Here is a 16,254-nt window from a genome sequence, read left to right as displayed (position 1 = left end):
GGTTACGCCGGCGGCGGCGGTGGCGCGGGCACGGACGACCCGAAGGGCGGCGGCAGCGGCAGCGGCGGAGGCGGCACCGGGTACGCCAACCCCGACCGGGTGACCGGCGCCCGCCTGGAGAGCGGCGACCGCAACACGGCGCCCGCGAAGGACGACCCGTTCTGGTCGAAGGGGTGGGAGCCGGAGACCGAGGGGATCGCCGAGGGCGGCGCCAACCTCATCGGCGGCAACGGCCGCGTGGTGATCCAGTGGAAGGGTGCCGTGGCGCCCGCCGAGCTGAGCCCGGCCACCGCCGCGGAGCAGTCCGTCGAGCTGGGTTACGAGGTTCCGCCGATGGCCGCAGTGGTCCGGGACAAGGACGGCAAGCCGGTCGAGGGCGTCTCGGTGAAGTTCGCGATCAACGACCCGGAGAAGCTGGGCCTGAACTTCGGCGAGCGCGAGAACACCACGTCCGTCGTGCTGGCGAGCGACGCCCAGGGCCGCGTGCAGACGCCGGTCATCTACACCAGCGGCAGCAAGAAGGGCGACTTCACCGTCCGCGCGACGGCGCCGGGCGGCCTCTCCACGGACTTCACCGTGCACATGAAGAACCTGGCGAACGAGGTGAAGGTCGTCGCCGGTGACAAGCAGCAGGCCGAGCCCGGCCAGCCCTTCGCCGAGGCGCTCCAGGTCCTGGTGACCGAGGACGGCAAGCCGGCCGCCGGCGCGAAGGTGAACTACCTCGTCCAGGGCGACAGCTGGAACGGCCCCACGTTCGGGGGCAGGGCCGTCGGCGTCCAGGCGACGGCCGACGCCGAGGGCAAGGCCGTCTCGCGCGAGCTGGTCGCCGGTGACGAGCTCGGCACGTACACGATCACCGCGACGGTCGGCGGCGGCGCGTCCGCCACCTTCACCGTCGAGGTCGTCGAGAAGGTCGACACCGACCCGTCGGAGTCCCCGTCGGCCTCGCCCAGCCCGTCCGACTCCGCCGCCGGGACCACGGGCGACACCTCGGGCGGCACCTCGGACGACAACAACGCTTCGGGTTCCGGCAACGACAACTCGACGCAGACCACGAGCGGCGGCGGCCTCGCCAGCACCGGCGCGGGCGGCATCGGCCTGATGCTGGGCGCTGCGGCTGCCCTCGCGGCCCTGGGTGTCGCGGCCGTGCGCTTCTCGCCGCGGCTGAAGCTGCGCTTCCAGAACCGCCGCTGATCTCCTGACGCCGGTCGATCTCCCGACCGGGGTGCGGGGCGCTGTCGCGCGCCCCGCACCCCGGTCGCTTCACGTGCGGCCTGTCCGCGACCTGATCCGCCGGACAGCACGCCTAGGGCCATCAGAAGGGCCCTAGGGCCTGTTGCGAAAGTCCCGCCTGCCCCGCGACGCCCGGCACGCGCTCTCGCCGCACCGGGCACAAGCCCAAGTACATCCAGTACGAGGGCTTGCACCCGGCACGCCGAGAGCACGCACCGGACGCCGCGGGGCCCGCCCTACGGGCGGACGACGGGACTTTCGCAACAGGCCCTAGCCGCGCCGCATCTCCCCCAACGTCCCCCGCAACCGCTGCGCCCGCAGCACCAGTTCCAGTTCGAAGCGGCGGTCCGGGTCGTCGATCTCGTCGCCCCACAGTTCGCGGATCTGGCGGAGGCGGTAGCGGACCGTCTGGGGGTGGACGCCGAGGCGGGTCGCCACCTCTGGTGCCCCGCCCCGGGTTTCCAGCCAGGCCAGCAGTGTCTCCGCGAGGCGTCGGCCGTGGGTGGGGCCGCAGTGGGTCAGCGGGGCCAGGCAGCGCAGGGCCAGGTCGTCGATCAGTTCCTCCGGCTGGAGCAGGACCAGTGCCTCCGTGTGCTCGGTGCAGTAGAGGACTTCGCCCACCGGCAGCAGGTCCCGCTCCATCAGCCGTACCGCCGCCTCGGCCCAGCGCAGCGACTTCGCCGCGTCGGCGAGGGGGACCGGCGGGCCGATCGCCCCCGCCCAGCCCGTCAGGGCCCGGTGCAGCAGCTCGGACCGGCCCGCGGCGTCCGGCTCGGGGACCACCATCCGCGGCTGCTCGTACTCCATGTCGAGCAGCACGCCCTGCCCCACCGCGGGCGCCACCGCCTCCCGCGCCGGGCGCAGCAACACGCCGACGGCGACCTTCTCCGGCAGCGGCCAGCCGATCCGGGCGGCACGTTCGGTCAGTGCGTCGGCCGGGTCGCCCCGGTGGTGTTCGGCGAGCAGGAGTTCCATCAGGCGGCGCTGGAGACGCAGGCGTTCCCCGGCCTGTCGTGCGGCCGCCTCCGCGTAGCCGCGTACCGACTGGTCGACCAGGCCGTCGAGGTACTCGTAGCCCGCGTCCACCAGTTCGTACATCGCCGGCGGCGGGATGTCGACGCGTTGGCCGATCTCGGCGAAACGGCGCCAGGCCAGCCGTACGCCCATCCGGTAGATCGCCTGCAAGGAGTCCAGGCTGCGGCCGTTGAGGCCTTCGCCGCGGCCGAACTCCTGGAAGACGCCCGGCGGGACCGTCGGGCGGCCCTCCGCGGTCTGAAGGTGCTGGACGAAGACCTCGATGGCGCGGCGGATGCCGATCAGTGCCATCGGCTCGCCCGACTCGTCGAGGACGACGGGCAGATGCGGGTACTCGCGGCGGATCTCGCGCATGATCTCCTCGGCGAGCGCGGGTGCCTCGGCCATGGCGATCGCCGCGAACTGGCGTACCTGGAAGCGGGGTACGTCGTGCCAGGCCGAGCGGGTGACGGTTGCCGGGCGGCTCGTCACGGGTCAACTCCCCTGGCCTGCTTGCTCGTATGTGATCAAGGGGGTGTTCGGCTGGTCGGGCCGCGCCTCGAGCAGCGCGACGACGCCGAGCGCGGCCCCGACGGCGAGGGCGGCGGCGAGCGCGACGGTGAGTGCGGCGGCAAGCAGTCTGGACATCGCAGGGTCAGCCTCTCTGTCCGGAATCCATCCGGAATCTTCGGAATCCGTCCCGAATCGGTCCGGAATCCGTACGGAGTCGTCCGAGTCCGTACGGAGGTCGCCCCACCCGGGCGTCCCACCCTGTCTGTCCGGCCCAGTGTCGACAAGACATTGACACTCCGTCAAGGGGCGCCTACGGTTCCCGGCCCAAGGGCCCTGTCGTCACACTCCCGCCTGCCCCGCGACGCCTGGCACGCGCATCTGCGGCGTTGTCGTCAGTCGCCGACGCTCCGCGTCGACTCCTTCCTCCGCCTTGCAGCTGCACGCACCAGACGCCGCGGGGCCCGCCCTCCGGGCGGACGACGGGAGTGTGACGACAGGGCCCAGAACGGCCCCCAACTCCGCAATCCCACGCCCCAGGAGTGCCCGGATGCGCCGTACAGCCTCACCTCTCTCCCTGATCCTGCTGGGTCTCGGCACGTTTCTGCTGGTCCTGGCGCCCTTGCTCGCCTGGTACGTGGCACCGCGGGCCGCCGTGAACCCCATCGACATCGACACCACCGCCGTCTACCGCGGCACGGGCAGCGTCTTCGACACCGAGCGGATCGAGACCGTGTCCGGCCAGCGGATCACCATCACCCAGCGCGTGCGCGGCAACGTGGACGACAGCGAGCGCAGCGGCAACGCCGTCTGGGACGTGACGACCACGGTCGACACCGACAAGTCGCTGCCGGCCGCCGACCCGCACGACGCGCTGCTGTTCACCCCGCACCGCTGGGTCATGGACCGCAGGACGACCAAGCCGGTGCACTGCTGCGAGGAGACCCCGTACATCGAGGGCGAGGCCTACCTGAAGTTCCCCTTCGACGTGCAGAAACGCTCCTACCAGTGGTGGGACAACACCCTCGGCGGGACGGTCGTCCTGCGCTACCAGGGCACCAAGAAGATCCAGGGCTACACGGGATACCGGTTCACCGGCACGGTCCCGCCGACGAAGGCCGGCTCCCGGCTGGTCCCGGGCAGCATCGTCGACGAGCCCGACCGGCCGCAGGTGCTGGCCGAGGAGTGGTACTCCAACCACGGCATCGAGCTCGTCGTCGACCAGGCCACCGGCCGGGTGATCTACGCGCAGATCGGCCCGAAGCGGACGCTCAGGGCGCCGGGGGCGAAGAAGGACGCGGCGGTGCTGCTGGACAGCCGGAAGATCGCGTTCACCACGGATACGCAGAAGGAGGCCGTGCGGCAGGCCGAGCAGGACAGCCGTCAACTGCGCCTGGTGAGCGCGACCTTGCCGATCGGGGCGGCAGTGGCCGGATTCGTCCTGGCGGTAGTGGGGGGCGTTTTGGTGGCACGAGGGCGGCGCCCGGATTCGACCGATACGGTCGTTACCCCAGAGCCCTCGCTCACGATGTGACGTGACGTCAGCTCTAATAAAGCCGGAAATTGTCACGTGCGTGAGTAGCCGTGGCGGACGGCTCGGCGAAAACTGTCCACCCCACCCGAGCACAGTCCGTCCACACCCACCACGCAAAAAGCACTCAGACCCCCCACAGGAACGCAAACCCTCTTCCCCCACGCTTCGTTCCGCACCCTGAGACGAGTTGGAGCACCCATGCCCCAGCACGTGCCTTCCCAGCTGCGCGCCGCGGCCCCACGCGCCGCGCAGCACCCCTCGGCGCTCCCCCCACCCCCGCGCCGCATCGTTTTCCTCGCCCATCGAGATCTGGACAACCCGGCCGCCGGCGGCTCCGAGCTGCTGGTCGACCGACTCGCCGACGGACTGACCCGGCTCGGCCACCAGGTGACCCTGCTGTGCGGAGGGCCCGCCTCGTACCGTGACTACCGGGTCGTGTCGGCCGGCGGCGAGTTCGGCCACTACCTGCGCGCCCGTTCGGCCTTCGCCCGCCAGGTCGGCGACTGCGACCTGCTGGTCGAGGTCTGCAACGGCATGCCGTACCTGGCACCCCTGTGGCACCACGGGCCCACCCTGTGCCTGGTCAACCACGTCCACACCGACCTGTGGAAGATGCGGTTCGGCGGGCCGCTGACCCCGGCCGCACGCCTGGGCCGAAGACTCGAACACTGGGCACTGGCCGGTGCGGCGCAGCATCGGAGCCTGTTGGTCGCCGTCTCCCCCTCGACCGCCCACGCCCTGCGCGCGATCGGTGTCGAACGGGACCGCATCCGGGTCGTGCACAACGGCGTCGAGGAGCCCGGGCCGCGCGCCGACCGGTCGCCCGACCCGCTGTTCGTCGCGGTGGGCCGACTCGTCGAGTACAAGCGGATCGATCTGCTGCTGCGGCTGTGGGAGCGGGTGCGGCCGGTCACCGGCGGCCGGCTGCTGATCGTCGGCGACGGGCCCGAGCGGGAGCGGCTGGAGCAACTCGCCGGGCCCGGTGTGGAGTTCACGGGGCATGTCTCCGAGGCCGAGAAGCACCGGCTGCTGTGCGCGGCCTGGTTGTTGCTGCATCCCTCGGCGGTGGAGGGGTGGGGGCTGGTGGTCACGGAGGCTGCCGCCCGCGAGACCCCGTCGATCGCCTTCGATGTCCCTGGGCTGCGGGATTCCGTCGTGGACGGGGAGACGGGTGTCCTCGCGGCCGGCGAGTCGTCGTTCGCGGCGGCCTGGTGCACCCTTGCGCTCTCCCACCATCGCCGCGAACTCATGGGCAAGGCGGCTCGTGATCGGGCGGCACGCTATCGCTGGGACCGTACGGTGAGACAGTTTCGGGCGGTTGCCGCGGAGGCGGTGAGGAGCTGGCCGCCGTGACCGGTCTGAAGGACCCCTCGATACGACGGTCGGTGGCCCTCTTCCGCGCCTTCCTGCGTGAGCAGGAGGACCCGGACGCCTGTTACTCACTGCTCGCCCGGGACGCCGTCGACCAGGTGGAGGCCTACGACGGCCCGGTCGCCGGCCACACCGTGGTGGACGTCGGCGGCGGCAGCGGCCACTTCACCGAGGAGTTCCGCAGCCGCGGCGCGCACGCCTACCTCTTCGAGCCCGACGTGCACGAGCTGGGCGAGAAGCCGCCCGAGGGGACGGTCGTCGCCGACGGCTATCTGCTGCCGCTCTACGACGGCGTCGCGGACGTCACCTTCTCCTCCAACGTCCTCGAGCACGTGGCCGATCCGCAGACCTTCCTCAGCGAGCTGGTGCGGGTGACCCGGCCCGGTGGGCTGATCTACGTGTCGTTCACCAACTGGCTGTCCCCCTGGGGCGGTCACGAGTGGGCGCCCTGGCACTACCTGGGTGCCGAGCGGGCCCGCGCCCGCTACCGGCGCCGTACCGGAAGGGCCGCCAAGCACACCCTCGGCGAGAACCTGTTCGCCGTGCACATCGGCCCGACCCTGCGGCAGGTGCGCGCCCGGGACGACGTCACGGTCGTCTCGGCGCGCTCCCGCTACTGGCCGTTCCTCGCGGAGACCGTGGTCAGAGCGCCCGGGATCCGTGAGGTGGCCACCTGGAACCTTCTCCTCATCCTCCGGCGGTGTCCACGATGACGACGTCCACGGTCCAGGCTCCTCCTCCGGCAGCCGTCCCCAGTACCGCGATCATGTCGGGACCGCCGGAGGTCCCGCGCACGCGGCGCTGGCTGCTGGGGTTCTGGGCCGTGGCGTTCGTCCTCTTCCTGGCGGTCCACCCGGGCCGGCAGACCTTCGACACCAAGCTGGGCGTCACCGTCGACCCGGGCCGGTTCATCTCCGACCTCGGCCAGTTGTGGCACGACCAGGGCTCGTTCGGCGGGATCCAGGACCAGTACGTCGGCTATCTGTGGCCGATGCTGCCGTTCTACTGGCTGGGCCACGCCGTGCAGTTGCCGGTGTGGCTGGTGGAGCGGCTGTGGCTGTCGCTGGTCGTGTCGGTCGCCTTCTGGGGCGCGCTGCGGCTGGCCGAGCGGCTGCGCATCGGCAGCGGCGCCTCGAGGTTGCTCGCCGCCGCGGCGTACGCGCTGTGGCCGGTGTTCACCATCGTCGTCGGCTCCACCTCGGCGGCCGCGCTGCCCGGCGCCTTCCTGCCCTGGGTGCTGCTCCCGCTGGCCGACGAACGCTACAGCGCCCGCGTCGCCGCCCTCCGCTCGGCGCTGCTCGTCCCGTTCATGGGCGGCGTCAACGCGGCCTCGACCCTCGCCGCCCTCCTCCCGGCGGGCCTGTACCTGCTCTCCCGCCCGCCCGGGCCCAGGCAGCGCAAGCTGATCGCCTGGTGGACGCCGGGCGTGATCCTGGCGACGGCCTGGTGGTGGATCCCCCTCCTCCTCCTGGGCACCTACGGCGAGAACTTCCTTCCGTACGTGGAGGGTTCGCAGACCACGACCGAGACCATGTCGGCGACGGAGGCCCTGCGCGGCGCCGGGAACTGGGTCGCCTATCTGCACCTGGTCGAGGCCTGGCTGCCGGCCGGCTGGACGGTGGCGTCCGCGGTGGTCGTGATCGTCTGCTCGGCGCTCGCCGCCGGACTGGGCCTGGCAGGGCTGGCCCGGCGGGACATGCCGGAGCGCCGCTGGCTGGTGCTGACCGTGCTGACGGCGGCGCTGGTGCTGCTCGCGGGGTACGGCGGCCCGTTCGGCGCCCCCTTCCACGGGGTGGTGCAGGACTGGCTGAACGGCGGTCTGGCCCCCTTCCGCAACATCTACAAATTCCAGGTCGGCCTCGCCCTCGCGCTCGTGCTCGGGATCGCCCATCTGGTGGGGGTGGCGAGTGAGCGGCGCGGCGCCCGCCCGATCCGCGGCCGTCGTTTCGCCCCGCTGATCGCGGCGGTGCTGATCCTCCCCGGCCTGCTGTGGCCGTACCTCAACGGCTCGATCCTCAACCCCGGTTCCTTCCAGGAGCTCCCCAAGTACTGGCAGTCCACGGCCGACTGGCTGGAGAGGTACTCTCCCGACTCGCGCGCCCTGGTCGTCCCGGCGACCGCGCACGGCATCTACACCTGGGGCTCCCCCATCGACCAGCCCCTCGACGCGCTCGCCGAGTCCCGCTGGGCACAGCGCGACTACGTCCCCTTCGGCACCCCCGGCAACCGGCGCGCGATGGACGCGGTCGAGCAGGCGCTGCTGACCGGCGGCGAAGTGCCAGGACTGGCCGACTACTTGAGCCGCGCGGGCGTGTACTACGTCGTCGTCCGCAACGACCTCGACCCCGACCAGATCGGCTACACACCGACCTCGACCGTGAAGCGGGCCCTGGAGCAGTCCGGCTACCAGCGGGTGACCGGTCTGGGCCCGGTCATGACCGGCGGCCGGATCGCACCCGCCGCCCCGCTCCAGGTCGAGGGCCTCTACCCGAGGCAGCGGGCGGTGGAGATCTACCGGCCGGCGAGCGAGGACGTGCCGCGGCCGGGGCAGGCCGGGCTGGCACCGGTCGCCGACACGGCGGTCGTGTCCGGCGGTCCCGAGGCGCTGCTGCCGCTCGCGTCGGAGCTGCGGGGCCGGGCGACGGTCCTGACCGGCGACAACCATCCCGGGCTCGGCACCCCCGCCCTCCAGGTGGTCGGCGACGGCCTGCGCCGCGCGGACACCCGCTTCGGCCTGGTCAACGCCAACACGTCGTACACATACACCCGGAACGAACGCAACGCGTCCGGCGCCGCGCAGGACGCCGGTGAGAAACCCCACCAGATCCTGCCCACCAAGGGCCTGGACCACCAGACGGTGGCCGAACTGCGCGGCGCCCGCTCGGTCACGGCCTCCTCGTACGGCAACTGGCTCTTCCACCTCCCGCAGTTCGATCCGGTGAACGCCTTCGACGGCAACCCGGACACGGCGTGGACGGAGGGCGTGGCGGGCTCGCCGAACGGCCAGTGGCTGCGGATCGCCTTCACCGACGACGAGTACGACATGCCGTCGTCCTTCAAGGTCACGCCGTTGCCGCAGGAGAGCGTGCGGTCGGCGGCGACGCGGGTGCGGGTGGAGACGGAGAAGGGGTCGGTGAGCAGCTTCCTCCGCCCCGACGGCTCGACACAGACCGTCAAGGCACCTGCGGGCGTGACGGGTTGGATGAAGCTGACGATCACCGACTCGGTGGCGCGCCGGACCGGCCTCGCGGGTGCGGGCTTCTCCGAGATCGGTCTGCCGGACGTACAGGTGACGCGCCTGCTTCGCCTCCCCACGGACGCCCAGAGCGCCGAGGCGTCGGCCGAGGTCATCTCGCTGCACCGCGCCGCCGACCCGGCCGGGTTCTCCCCGACGGGCACGGAGGCGGGCCTGCACCGCCGCTTCTCCACGGCGACGGCGGGGACGTACGAGGTGAGGGCGAGCGCGGTGCCGGTGTCCGGCGAGGCGCTCGACCGGATGCTGTACGAGGTCGCGCCCGACCAGCGCGACCGCATCACGGCGACCGCCGACACCACGGCGACCCTCGGCGCGGGACTGTCGGCGCGCAACCTCACCGACGGCGACCTGACCACGGCGTGGATCGCGGGCGACCGTCCCACGATCCATCTGAGCTGGACCGGAAAGCAGCCGATCGACGAGATCGTCCTGCCCGGCGCGGGCGGCCTGTCCACCCGCCCCACCGAGGTGCACATCAGCTCCCCCGACGGCGCGACGATCGCCGGCGTGGACGAGAACGGCGCGGTCCGCTTCCCGTCGATCACCACGGACCGGCTGGACATCACGATCACCAAGACGGCCCCGCTGACCCTGCACAACCCGGTCGCCGACGAGGACCTGCAACTGCCGGTGGGCCTCACGGAGGCGTACATCCCGGCCCTGGACGGCTACCGCACACCGCAGCCGAAGCCCAGCCGGACGTTCTCCCTGCCGTGCGGGCAGGGCCCTGTGGTGGCTGTGGACGGGGAGCTGTACCAGACGAGTGTGCAGGGGAGGATACGGGAGCTGACGGAGCGTCGGCCGGTCGATGTGACGCTCTGCCAGTCGGGCCGCGACGATGCGGAGCTGGAGCTCGAGGCGGGCGCGCACCGGGTCGAGGGCGGGGACGCGGGTCCGCTCGCGCTGACCGACGTGACCCTGACCCGCGGCACGGTCGCCGAGCCCACGCCGGTCGCGCGTGACCTGGAGATACGGGACTGGCTGGGCGACCAGCGGGCGGTGACGGTCGGCTCGGGAGCGGCCTCGTACCTGACGACGTACGAGAACTTCAACGACGGCTGGAAGGCCACGCTGGACGGCAAGGAACTCACGCCGGTACGGCTGGACGGCTGGCAGCAGGGCTGGCGGATCCCGGCCGGGGCGGGCGGCGCGGTCGAGTTGTCGTACGAGCCCGCGACGACGTACGACGCGGCGCTGATCGGCAGCGGGGTGGCGGTCGCGGTGCTGTTGGCCCTGGTCCTGTGGCGGCGACGCGCACCGAACCCCGACGTGCCGCAGCCGCTCCCGCCGGCGCCCGGGCTGTGGCTCGGCACGGTGGCGCTCACGCTGGTGGGCGCGGTGATGGCCGGGTGGTTCGCGCTGCTGGTGCCGGCGCTGGCGCTTCTCGCGTACCGACGGCACGCGCTGCTCGTGCCGATCGCGTTCGTGGCCCTCGCGGGGGCGGGGATCGCGGCGGCGACGGGGGCGGGCCGGCCCGTTGGGGCCGAGGAGGGCGCGTTCGGGCCTGCGGCCCAACTGCTGGCGCTGATCGGGCTGTTCGCGGGGCTGGTGAGCGTACGCGAGCCGGGGCCTGCGGCAACGGAGGCGCCGACGCAGCAGTTGCCCCCGGTCGTCGAGGTCGAGAAGGGGAGGGGCGAGCCGATATGACCGTACCCACGCGCATTCCGTTCCCGGTCGTGGACGAGGTGGCCCGGCACTGCCTCCAGGAGGAGGAGCCGGAGACGGTCCACATCGAGGTGCATCTGCCGGGGCGGCTCGATCCGGTGCGTTTGCGGAAGGCGTTCACGGAGGCGCTGCATCGGCATCCGCGCATTCTGATGCGGGAGGCTCGGGGGCGGTGGTACCGGCGGCGGTACGAGTGGGAGCTGACGGCTGAGCCGGATGTGGAGGTGGTGAGCGTTCTCCCTCCGGGGCGGGATGCGTTGCGGGATGCGCGGACAAGGGCGCTGGTGGAGGCGCCGCCGTTGTCGTTGTCGCCGCCGATTCGGTTGGAGGTGGTGGAGGGGGCGGGGCCGGTCGAGGGGAGCGAGGCGACGGATGTAGTGGGTCTGGCTGCCGGCAGTCGTGCCGCTGGGGCGGCTCCCGTCCCACAGAGAGCGGCACCCCGCGAGCGCGGGCGAGCGACCCCACCCGCCCACAGCGAAGGAACGGTCCTGTTCCTCACCATCAACCACACCGCCCTCGACGGCCCAGCCTGCCTCCGTGTACTCGCCACCGCAGCGGAGCTCTACGGCGGCAAGGACAACTCCCCCGCCCCGGCACCCCTCCGCACCCCCGAAAGCCCACAGGACCCCCCGGACACCCCCTCCAACTGGTCCAAACCCGCCCGCGTAGCCCAAGGCACCCCCGAACCCTCCCCCGGCAACGGCCTCCTCGTCACCGAACTCCCCCTCCCCCACCGCCCCAAGGGCTCCCCGTACACCGTGAACGACCAGCTCATGGTCACCACAGCCCTCACCATCGCCCACTGGAACAGGGAACACGGCGCACACCCCCGCCCCCTCCGCATCACCATGCCCGTGGACGACCGCCCCCGAGACACCACCATGCCCATGGGCAACGGCACCCGCCTCGTCGAAGTCCCCTTCAGCCCGGACGAGTTGACCAGAACCACGCCCGCCGACATGCCCACCCTCCTGCGCCGCACGGCAACCCGCACCCGCGCCCTCAAATCCCTCCCCCGCCCCCAACTGGGCCACGGCGCCACGCTCCTCACCGCCCCGGTCACCCCCGTCGCCTGGCGAGCCGCACTCACCCGAGGCCTCCGTCGAGCCGCCGCCCCCTGGACCTCGACGACCCTCCTCAGCAACATCGGCCGCATCCCGTACCCCCTGGACTTCGGCGAGGAGGCCGGCCGCGCGCACGCCGTCTGGTTCTCCGCGCCGGCCCGTATGCCCCGCGGCCTCACCGTCACCACCGCCTCCACGGCCGGCCGCCTGCACCTCGCGCTGCGCTGGTCCCGCGCCCTGCTCGGTCACGGCGACGGCGCCCACCTCCGGGACCTGTTCGAGCACTACCTGCACACGACGGAGGCCGGCACATGACCACCACCGCCCAGCTCCCGAAGGACCTACGCGACTTCTACGAGGACCCCACCGTCCCCGTAGCCTCCGGCACCCCCCGCTCCCTCCGCCAGGCCCGCATGCTGGCCACCGCCCTCGGCCCGGCCACCGGCACAGGCACCCCCCGCACCATCCTCGACATCGGCTGCGGCGACGGCACCGCCGCCGCCACCGCCGCCCCCCTCCTCACCGGCCACCGCCTCATCGGCGTCGACTGGTCCCAGGACGCCCTGAAACGCGCCCGTACCCACCTGACGTACACGATCCGCGGCGAACTCAGCGGCGACGGACTGCCGTTCGGCACCGCCTCCGCGGACGCCGTGCTGTTCAGCGAGGTGATCGAGCACCTCGTCGACCCGGACGCGGCGCTCGACGAGATCCGCCGCGTCCTGCGCCCGGGCGGCCACCTCATGCTCTCCACCCCGAACCTGGCCGCCTGGTACAACCGCGCCCTGCTGCTGGCCGGCGTCCAGCCGGTGTTCTCGGAGGTCAGCCTGCGGGCCATTCACGGTCGGCCGGGGCGGGAGGTCGTAGGACATCTGCGGCTCTACACCGCCCGCGCCTTACGGGAGTTCGTCACCGCCGCCGGCTTCGACGTCGTACGCCTCGAAGGCGCCCCCTTCCACGGCGTACCGCGTCCGCTGCGACCACTGGACCGGCTGGCCTGCGCCAGACCCTCCCTCGCGTCGATCCTGCTCCTGCACGCGCGGAGGAGGACCTAGGCCATGTGGTGGGGAGTGGCCGCGGCCCTGTTGGCGAACGCCCTGTACAGCACCGGTTTCGTCCTGGAGAAACGCGCCCTGACCGCCCTGCCCGAGGTCAGCGTCCGGCAGCCGGCCCGGCTGCTCGGGCTGGTGCTGCGCAGTCCGCTGTGGATCGGCGGTTCGCTCTCGCTCGCCGCCGGTTTCGGCGCGCAGCTCGCCGTCTACCGCACCCTGCCGATCGCCGCCGCGCAGGGCATCTTCGTCTCCGGTCTGGTGCTGCTCGTGCTGCTGTCCGCCCGGCTGCTGGGCGAGGAGACCACCGGCCGCGAGCGGTACGCGCTGGGCGCGATCCTCGCCGCGCTGCTCATGGTCGTGCTGTCGCTGAACGAGAGCTCCGACACCGTGAGTCAGGCGGCCCCGTACCCGCTGGTCCTGCTGGTGTGCGTGCCGTCGCTGGCGGCGGGCGTGTGGCTGTACAACAACGCCGAGCGGCTCGCCCGCCACCGCCACCGGGCGCCGACCACGGGCGTCGAGTACGGCGTGGCGGTGGGCCTGCTCTACGGCGTCAGCTCGCTCGCCATCAAGGGCGTGTCGGGCTACCTGACCACCAGCGGACTCGGCGGCGCGCTGCTCGACCTGCTCCGCTCCCCGTATCCGTACCTCCTCCTCTTCACCGGCGCGTTCGGCCTGGTCATGTCACAGGCGGCGCTGCAGCGCTGCCGGGCCTCGCTGATCGTGCCGGTGTGCACGACGGTGACCTGCCTGTTCACGGCGGTGCTCGGCACGCTCTCGTTCGGCGAGGCCCTGCCGCAGGACCCGCTGCGGCTCGCCCTGCGCCTCGCGGGCACCGCCCTCGCCGTCTCCGTACTGCTGACCATGCCGAAACACGACCGAGCACCCCAACCCCCCACCGCTGCCAAGGAGTTGACTCCACCGTGAAACCCGACGACCCACTGCTGAAGATCCTGGCGTGCCCGCTCGACAAGGGCCCGCTGCACCTTGTCGTCCCCGACGGGCCGGCGCGGACCGAGGCCCTGTACAACCCGCGCCTGCGCCGCCGTTACCCGATCGTCGACGGGATCCCGCAGCTGCTGCCGGCCTCCGGGGAGCAGGTCCCGGACGACGAACACGAGGAACTCCTCAAACGGATGGCCCCATGAGCACCGCGAGCACCACCACCACGCTGGCTGCCCGGCTCGCCCCCCTCCTGCCCACCCGCCTGGTCGCCGCGGCAGCCCGAGCCGTCTACCCCCGATTCGAACCGGAGCTGGCCCGCCTCGGCGACCTGTGCCCGGCGGACTGCGGCACGGCCGTGGACGTCGGCGGCTGGTACGGCCCCTGGACGCGCCGCCTGTCCGCCCGGGCCCACCGGGTGGTGACCGTCGAACCGGTCCCGCATCTGGCCCGTCTGCTCACCTCGGCGGCCCCGGCCAACGTCGACGTGGTCCAGGCCGCCGCCGCGGACCAACCGGGCACCGCCCGGCTCTGGCTGCCGGCGGACGACTCCGGCGACCGGGGCGTGTCGTCCCTGGTCCGCCGGGACATCCACGGCCACGCCCTGGACGTCCGCTGCGTCGCCCTGGACGACCTGGGCCTGCGGAACGTCGGCTTCATCAAGGTCGACGTGGACGGCAGCGAGCTGTCGGTGCTGCGCGGGGCGACGGGCCTGCTGGCCCGCGACCGGCCGGCCCTCTTCGTGGAGCTCGAGTCTCGTATCCAGCCGATCGCCCCCGTGGTGACGTACCTGTCCCTGCTCGGCTACGACGGCTGGGTGCTGCCCGGCGACTCCTGGGTCCCCCTCACCGACTTCCCGCTGGAGGCCCACCAGGAGCGCGCCGCCTACGTCGTCACGCACGGCCTGCTGCGCCGCGTGCTGCCCTTCCGCAGCCGACCGCGCTACGTCAACTCGGTGCTCTTCCTCCCGGACGGCCGCCGCCCGGGCGCCGAAGAGACCGTGCGGCACGATGGTTCCCATGCCCTCCGGAAAACCCCCGGCCAGTCCTAGTCCCTTCCGTCCCTTCACCCCGCTGGATTTCCAGCTGGTCCTGCTTCGCCGCATGGCCGACCACAATCCGGACCTGGTGGAGGACGCCCGCCACGCCCTGGGCGCCTCGATCGCGGACATGCGCGAGGCCAACAAGCGCTGGCAGGCGATGGTCCGCTCCCCACGGTCCCGCTCCGCCGCCTCCCGCTACCGCTCGATCCTCGGCGCACCCGAGTCCGTCCTCACCCGCAAGATCGGAGACCTGGAGTGCGAGGCCCGCCTGTGGCCCGTCCCCCTCTGGCCCGACCTGCGCTTCGAGGTCCTCCTCGCCCCGAACGGCGCCGTCTGGAACGAATGGCTGATCCGCGCCCCCGGCATCGAAGGACCTCCCCTCCGCACCCTCGACGACCTCACCCCCTGGTCCTGCACGGTCGACGAGGCGGCCCGTGCCTTCGCCCCCGCCCGACCCCTCCAGGGCTCGGCCCCGACCCGCTGGGGGCTCGCCTTCACGGCGCCGGACGGTCAGGGGGTGCGGCGGGAGTGTGTCGCGGAGTTCACGTGGGGGTTGTTGCAGCGGGTGGCGGTCACCGGGTAGCCGCCGCCAGGACGGCTTCGACGACGGCCGGTACCGACTCCGGATGCAGGAACAGGAACAGATTCGGCTCGACCAGCTCCAGCTCCATCACCCGCGGCCGGCCGTCCTCCCCGTCCACGAGGTCGACGCGGGCGTACAGCAGCTCGTCCGCGTCCGGTACTGAGGCCAACGCGCGCTCGGCCACGGCGAGTTCGGCCGGGGTCGGGGTCCAGCGCTCCAGGCCGGGGTGGGCGACCTTGTCCGCGTCGAAGGCGGTGCCGGGGGCGAGCACGGCCCGCTTGCGGCTGGCGTGCAGGAGCCGGCCGCCGTAGAACTGCAGGGCCCGCTCACCGCCGGTGTCTATGGCCGTCACATACGGCTGGACCATCGCGGTGAGCCCTTCCTCGTGCATGCGCGCGAGGTGTCGTACGGCCGTCTCCCGCTGCTCGGGCGTGTAGCGCGCGGCGTAGCGGGCGCCCGCGCCGGAGGTGGGCTTGACGACGTACTCGTGGTCGTCGGGGAGGTCGGCCGGATCGCCGGGCGCGAGATAGCGGGTCGGGACGGCAGGCACTCCGGCGTCCGCCAGATCCCCCAGATACCGCTTATCGGTGTTCCACCGCACCACGGCCGCCGGATTCGCCAGCCGCGTCGCCTTGGCGCACCGCTCCGCCCACGCCACGAACTCGGCGGCCCGCCAGCTGTAGTCCCAGGTGGACCGTATGACGGCGAGGTCGTAACCGGCCCAGTCGACGCCGGCGTCGTCCCAGAACACGGCGTCCGCCTCGGCCCCGGCCGCGCGCAGTGCCTCCAGCAGCACGGGCAGGTCGGCGTCCTTGCTGGGCTCCGGCCGGGGGTTGTAGGTGACGAGGGCGACACGGGGCACGTCGGGTCCCTTCCTGTCCTGGATGTCTCGTGAGTCCGCAGGCTAACCGCCGCCGCCGCAACCGCGGCAACCCATTTGACCTTCCCCTTTGGTGAAGCCCCAGCATCGGTGGCGAGGAACGAAGGGGGA

At 72.5% G+C, this 16,254-nt stretch carries 13 protein-coding genes and 1 pseudogene; 11 read left to right on the top strand and 3 right to left on the bottom strand.

Going from position 1 to position 16,254, the window contains the following annotated elements; translation table 11 throughout:
- Nucleotides 1-1,194 (top strand): annotated as a pseudogene (locus tag CLM62_RS49710) (hypothetical protein); the annotation flags it as partial.
- Between the two features lie 309 nt (nucleotides 1,195-1,503).
- On the opposite strand, the gene CLM62_RS03750 reads toward CLM62_RS49710, so the two are convergent.
- Complete coding sequence (locus CLM62_RS03750) at nucleotides 1,504-2,739, bottom strand: helix-turn-helix domain-containing protein (RefSeq protein ID WP_095748440.1); 1,236 nt, start codon at nucleotides 2,737-2,739, stop codon at nucleotides 1,504-1,506.
- A 3-nt stretch (nucleotides 2,740-2,742) separates the two neighbouring features.
- Nucleotides 2,743-2,895 (bottom strand): hypothetical protein, encoded by a 153-nt coding sequence (locus tag CLM62_RS49705; protein ID WP_172629387.1) that lies wholly within the window; start codon nucleotides 2,893-2,895, stop codon nucleotides 2,743-2,745.
- 412 nt (nucleotides 2,896-3,307) lie between these two features.
- Here CLM62_RS49705 and CLM62_RS03745 point away from each other — a divergent pair, with 412 nt between their 5' ends.
- The 10 genes from CLM62_RS03745 to CLM62_RS03700 all read left to right on the top strand — a co-directional run bounded on the left by CLM62_RS03745 (nucleotide 3,308) and on the right by CLM62_RS03700 (nucleotide 15,263).
- A complete protein-coding gene (locus CLM62_RS03745; RefSeq protein WP_095748439.1) occupies nucleotides 3,308-4,291 on the top strand; it encodes a DUF3068 domain-containing protein in 984 nt (327 codons plus the stop codon).
- A 198-nt stretch (nucleotides 4,292-4,489) separates the two neighbouring features.
- Nucleotides 4,490-5,644 carry a glycosyltransferase family 4 protein gene (locus CLM62_RS03740; RefSeq protein WP_095748438.1) on the top strand — a complete coding sequence of 385 codons (1,155 nt, stop codon included), beginning with the start codon at nucleotides 4,490-4,492 and terminating at the stop codon, nucleotides 5,642-5,644.
- Between the two features lie 5 nt (nucleotides 5,645-5,649).
- Nucleotides 5,650-6,375: a class I SAM-dependent methyltransferase gene (locus CLM62_RS03735; RefSeq protein WP_095748443.1), complete on the top strand. Its 726-nt coding sequence runs from the start codon at nucleotides 5,650-5,652 to the stop codon at nucleotides 6,373-6,375.
- Nucleotides 6,372-10,565: a DUF3367 domain-containing protein gene (locus CLM62_RS03730; protein WP_095748437.1), complete on the top strand. Its 4,194-nt coding sequence runs from the start codon at nucleotides 6,372-6,374 to the stop codon at nucleotides 10,563-10,565. Before CLM62_RS03735 ends, CLM62_RS03730 begins: the two co-directional genes overlap by 4 nt.
- Complete coding sequence (locus tag CLM62_RS03725) at nucleotides 10,562-11,962, top strand: condensation protein (protein ID WP_095748436.1); 1,401 nt, start codon at nucleotides 10,562-10,564, stop codon at nucleotides 11,960-11,962. The genes CLM62_RS03730 and CLM62_RS03725 overlap by 4 nt, the downstream gene beginning before the upstream one ends.
- On the top strand, nucleotides 11,959-12,702 hold the full coding sequence (locus CLM62_RS03720) for a class I SAM-dependent methyltransferase (protein ID WP_095748435.1): 744 nt from the start codon (nucleotides 11,959-11,961) through the stop codon (nucleotides 12,700-12,702). The genes CLM62_RS03725 and CLM62_RS03720 overlap by 4 nt, the downstream gene beginning before the upstream one ends.
- Nucleotides 12,703-12,717: 15 nt before the next feature.
- Nucleotides 12,718-13,623, top strand: coding sequence for a hypothetical protein (locus tag CLM62_RS03715; RefSeq protein ID WP_095748442.1), 906 nt, complete (start codon nucleotides 12,718-12,720; stop codon nucleotides 13,621-13,623).
- Nucleotides 13,620-13,844 (top strand): Trm112 family protein, encoded by a 225-nt coding sequence (locus tag CLM62_RS03710; protein WP_095748434.1) that lies wholly within the window; start codon nucleotides 13,620-13,622, stop codon nucleotides 13,842-13,844. The genes CLM62_RS03715 and CLM62_RS03710 overlap by 4 nt, the downstream gene beginning before the upstream one ends.
- Nucleotides 13,841-14,689 (top strand): FkbM family methyltransferase, encoded by an 849-nt coding sequence (locus CLM62_RS03705; protein WP_095748433.1) that lies wholly within the window; start codon nucleotides 13,841-13,843, stop codon nucleotides 14,687-14,689. Before CLM62_RS03710 ends, CLM62_RS03705 begins: the two co-directional genes overlap by 4 nt.
- On the top strand, nucleotides 14,649-15,263 hold the full coding sequence (locus tag CLM62_RS03700) for a hypothetical protein (RefSeq protein ID WP_095748432.1): 615 nt from the start codon (nucleotides 14,649-14,651) through the stop codon (nucleotides 15,261-15,263). The genes CLM62_RS03705 and CLM62_RS03700 overlap by 41 nt, the downstream gene beginning before the upstream one ends.
- Here the strand turns inward: CLM62_RS03700 and CLM62_RS03695 are convergent.
- Complete coding sequence (locus tag CLM62_RS03695; protein WP_095748431.1) at nucleotides 15,253-16,125, bottom strand: RimK family alpha-L-glutamate ligase; 873 nt, start codon at nucleotides 16,123-16,125, stop codon at nucleotides 15,253-15,255. The genes CLM62_RS03700 and CLM62_RS03695 overlap by 11 nt on opposite strands.
- Nucleotides 16,126-16,254: the final 129 nt, after the last annotated feature.

It is taken from the genome of Streptomyces sp. SA15 (assembly GCF_002291145.1).
Classification (GTDB): Bacteria; Actinomycetota; Actinomycetes; order Streptomycetales; family Streptomycetaceae; genus Streptomyces.
Note: the sequence above shows the minus strand (reverse complement) of the source record. Positions and strands in the feature narration are given on the sequence as shown.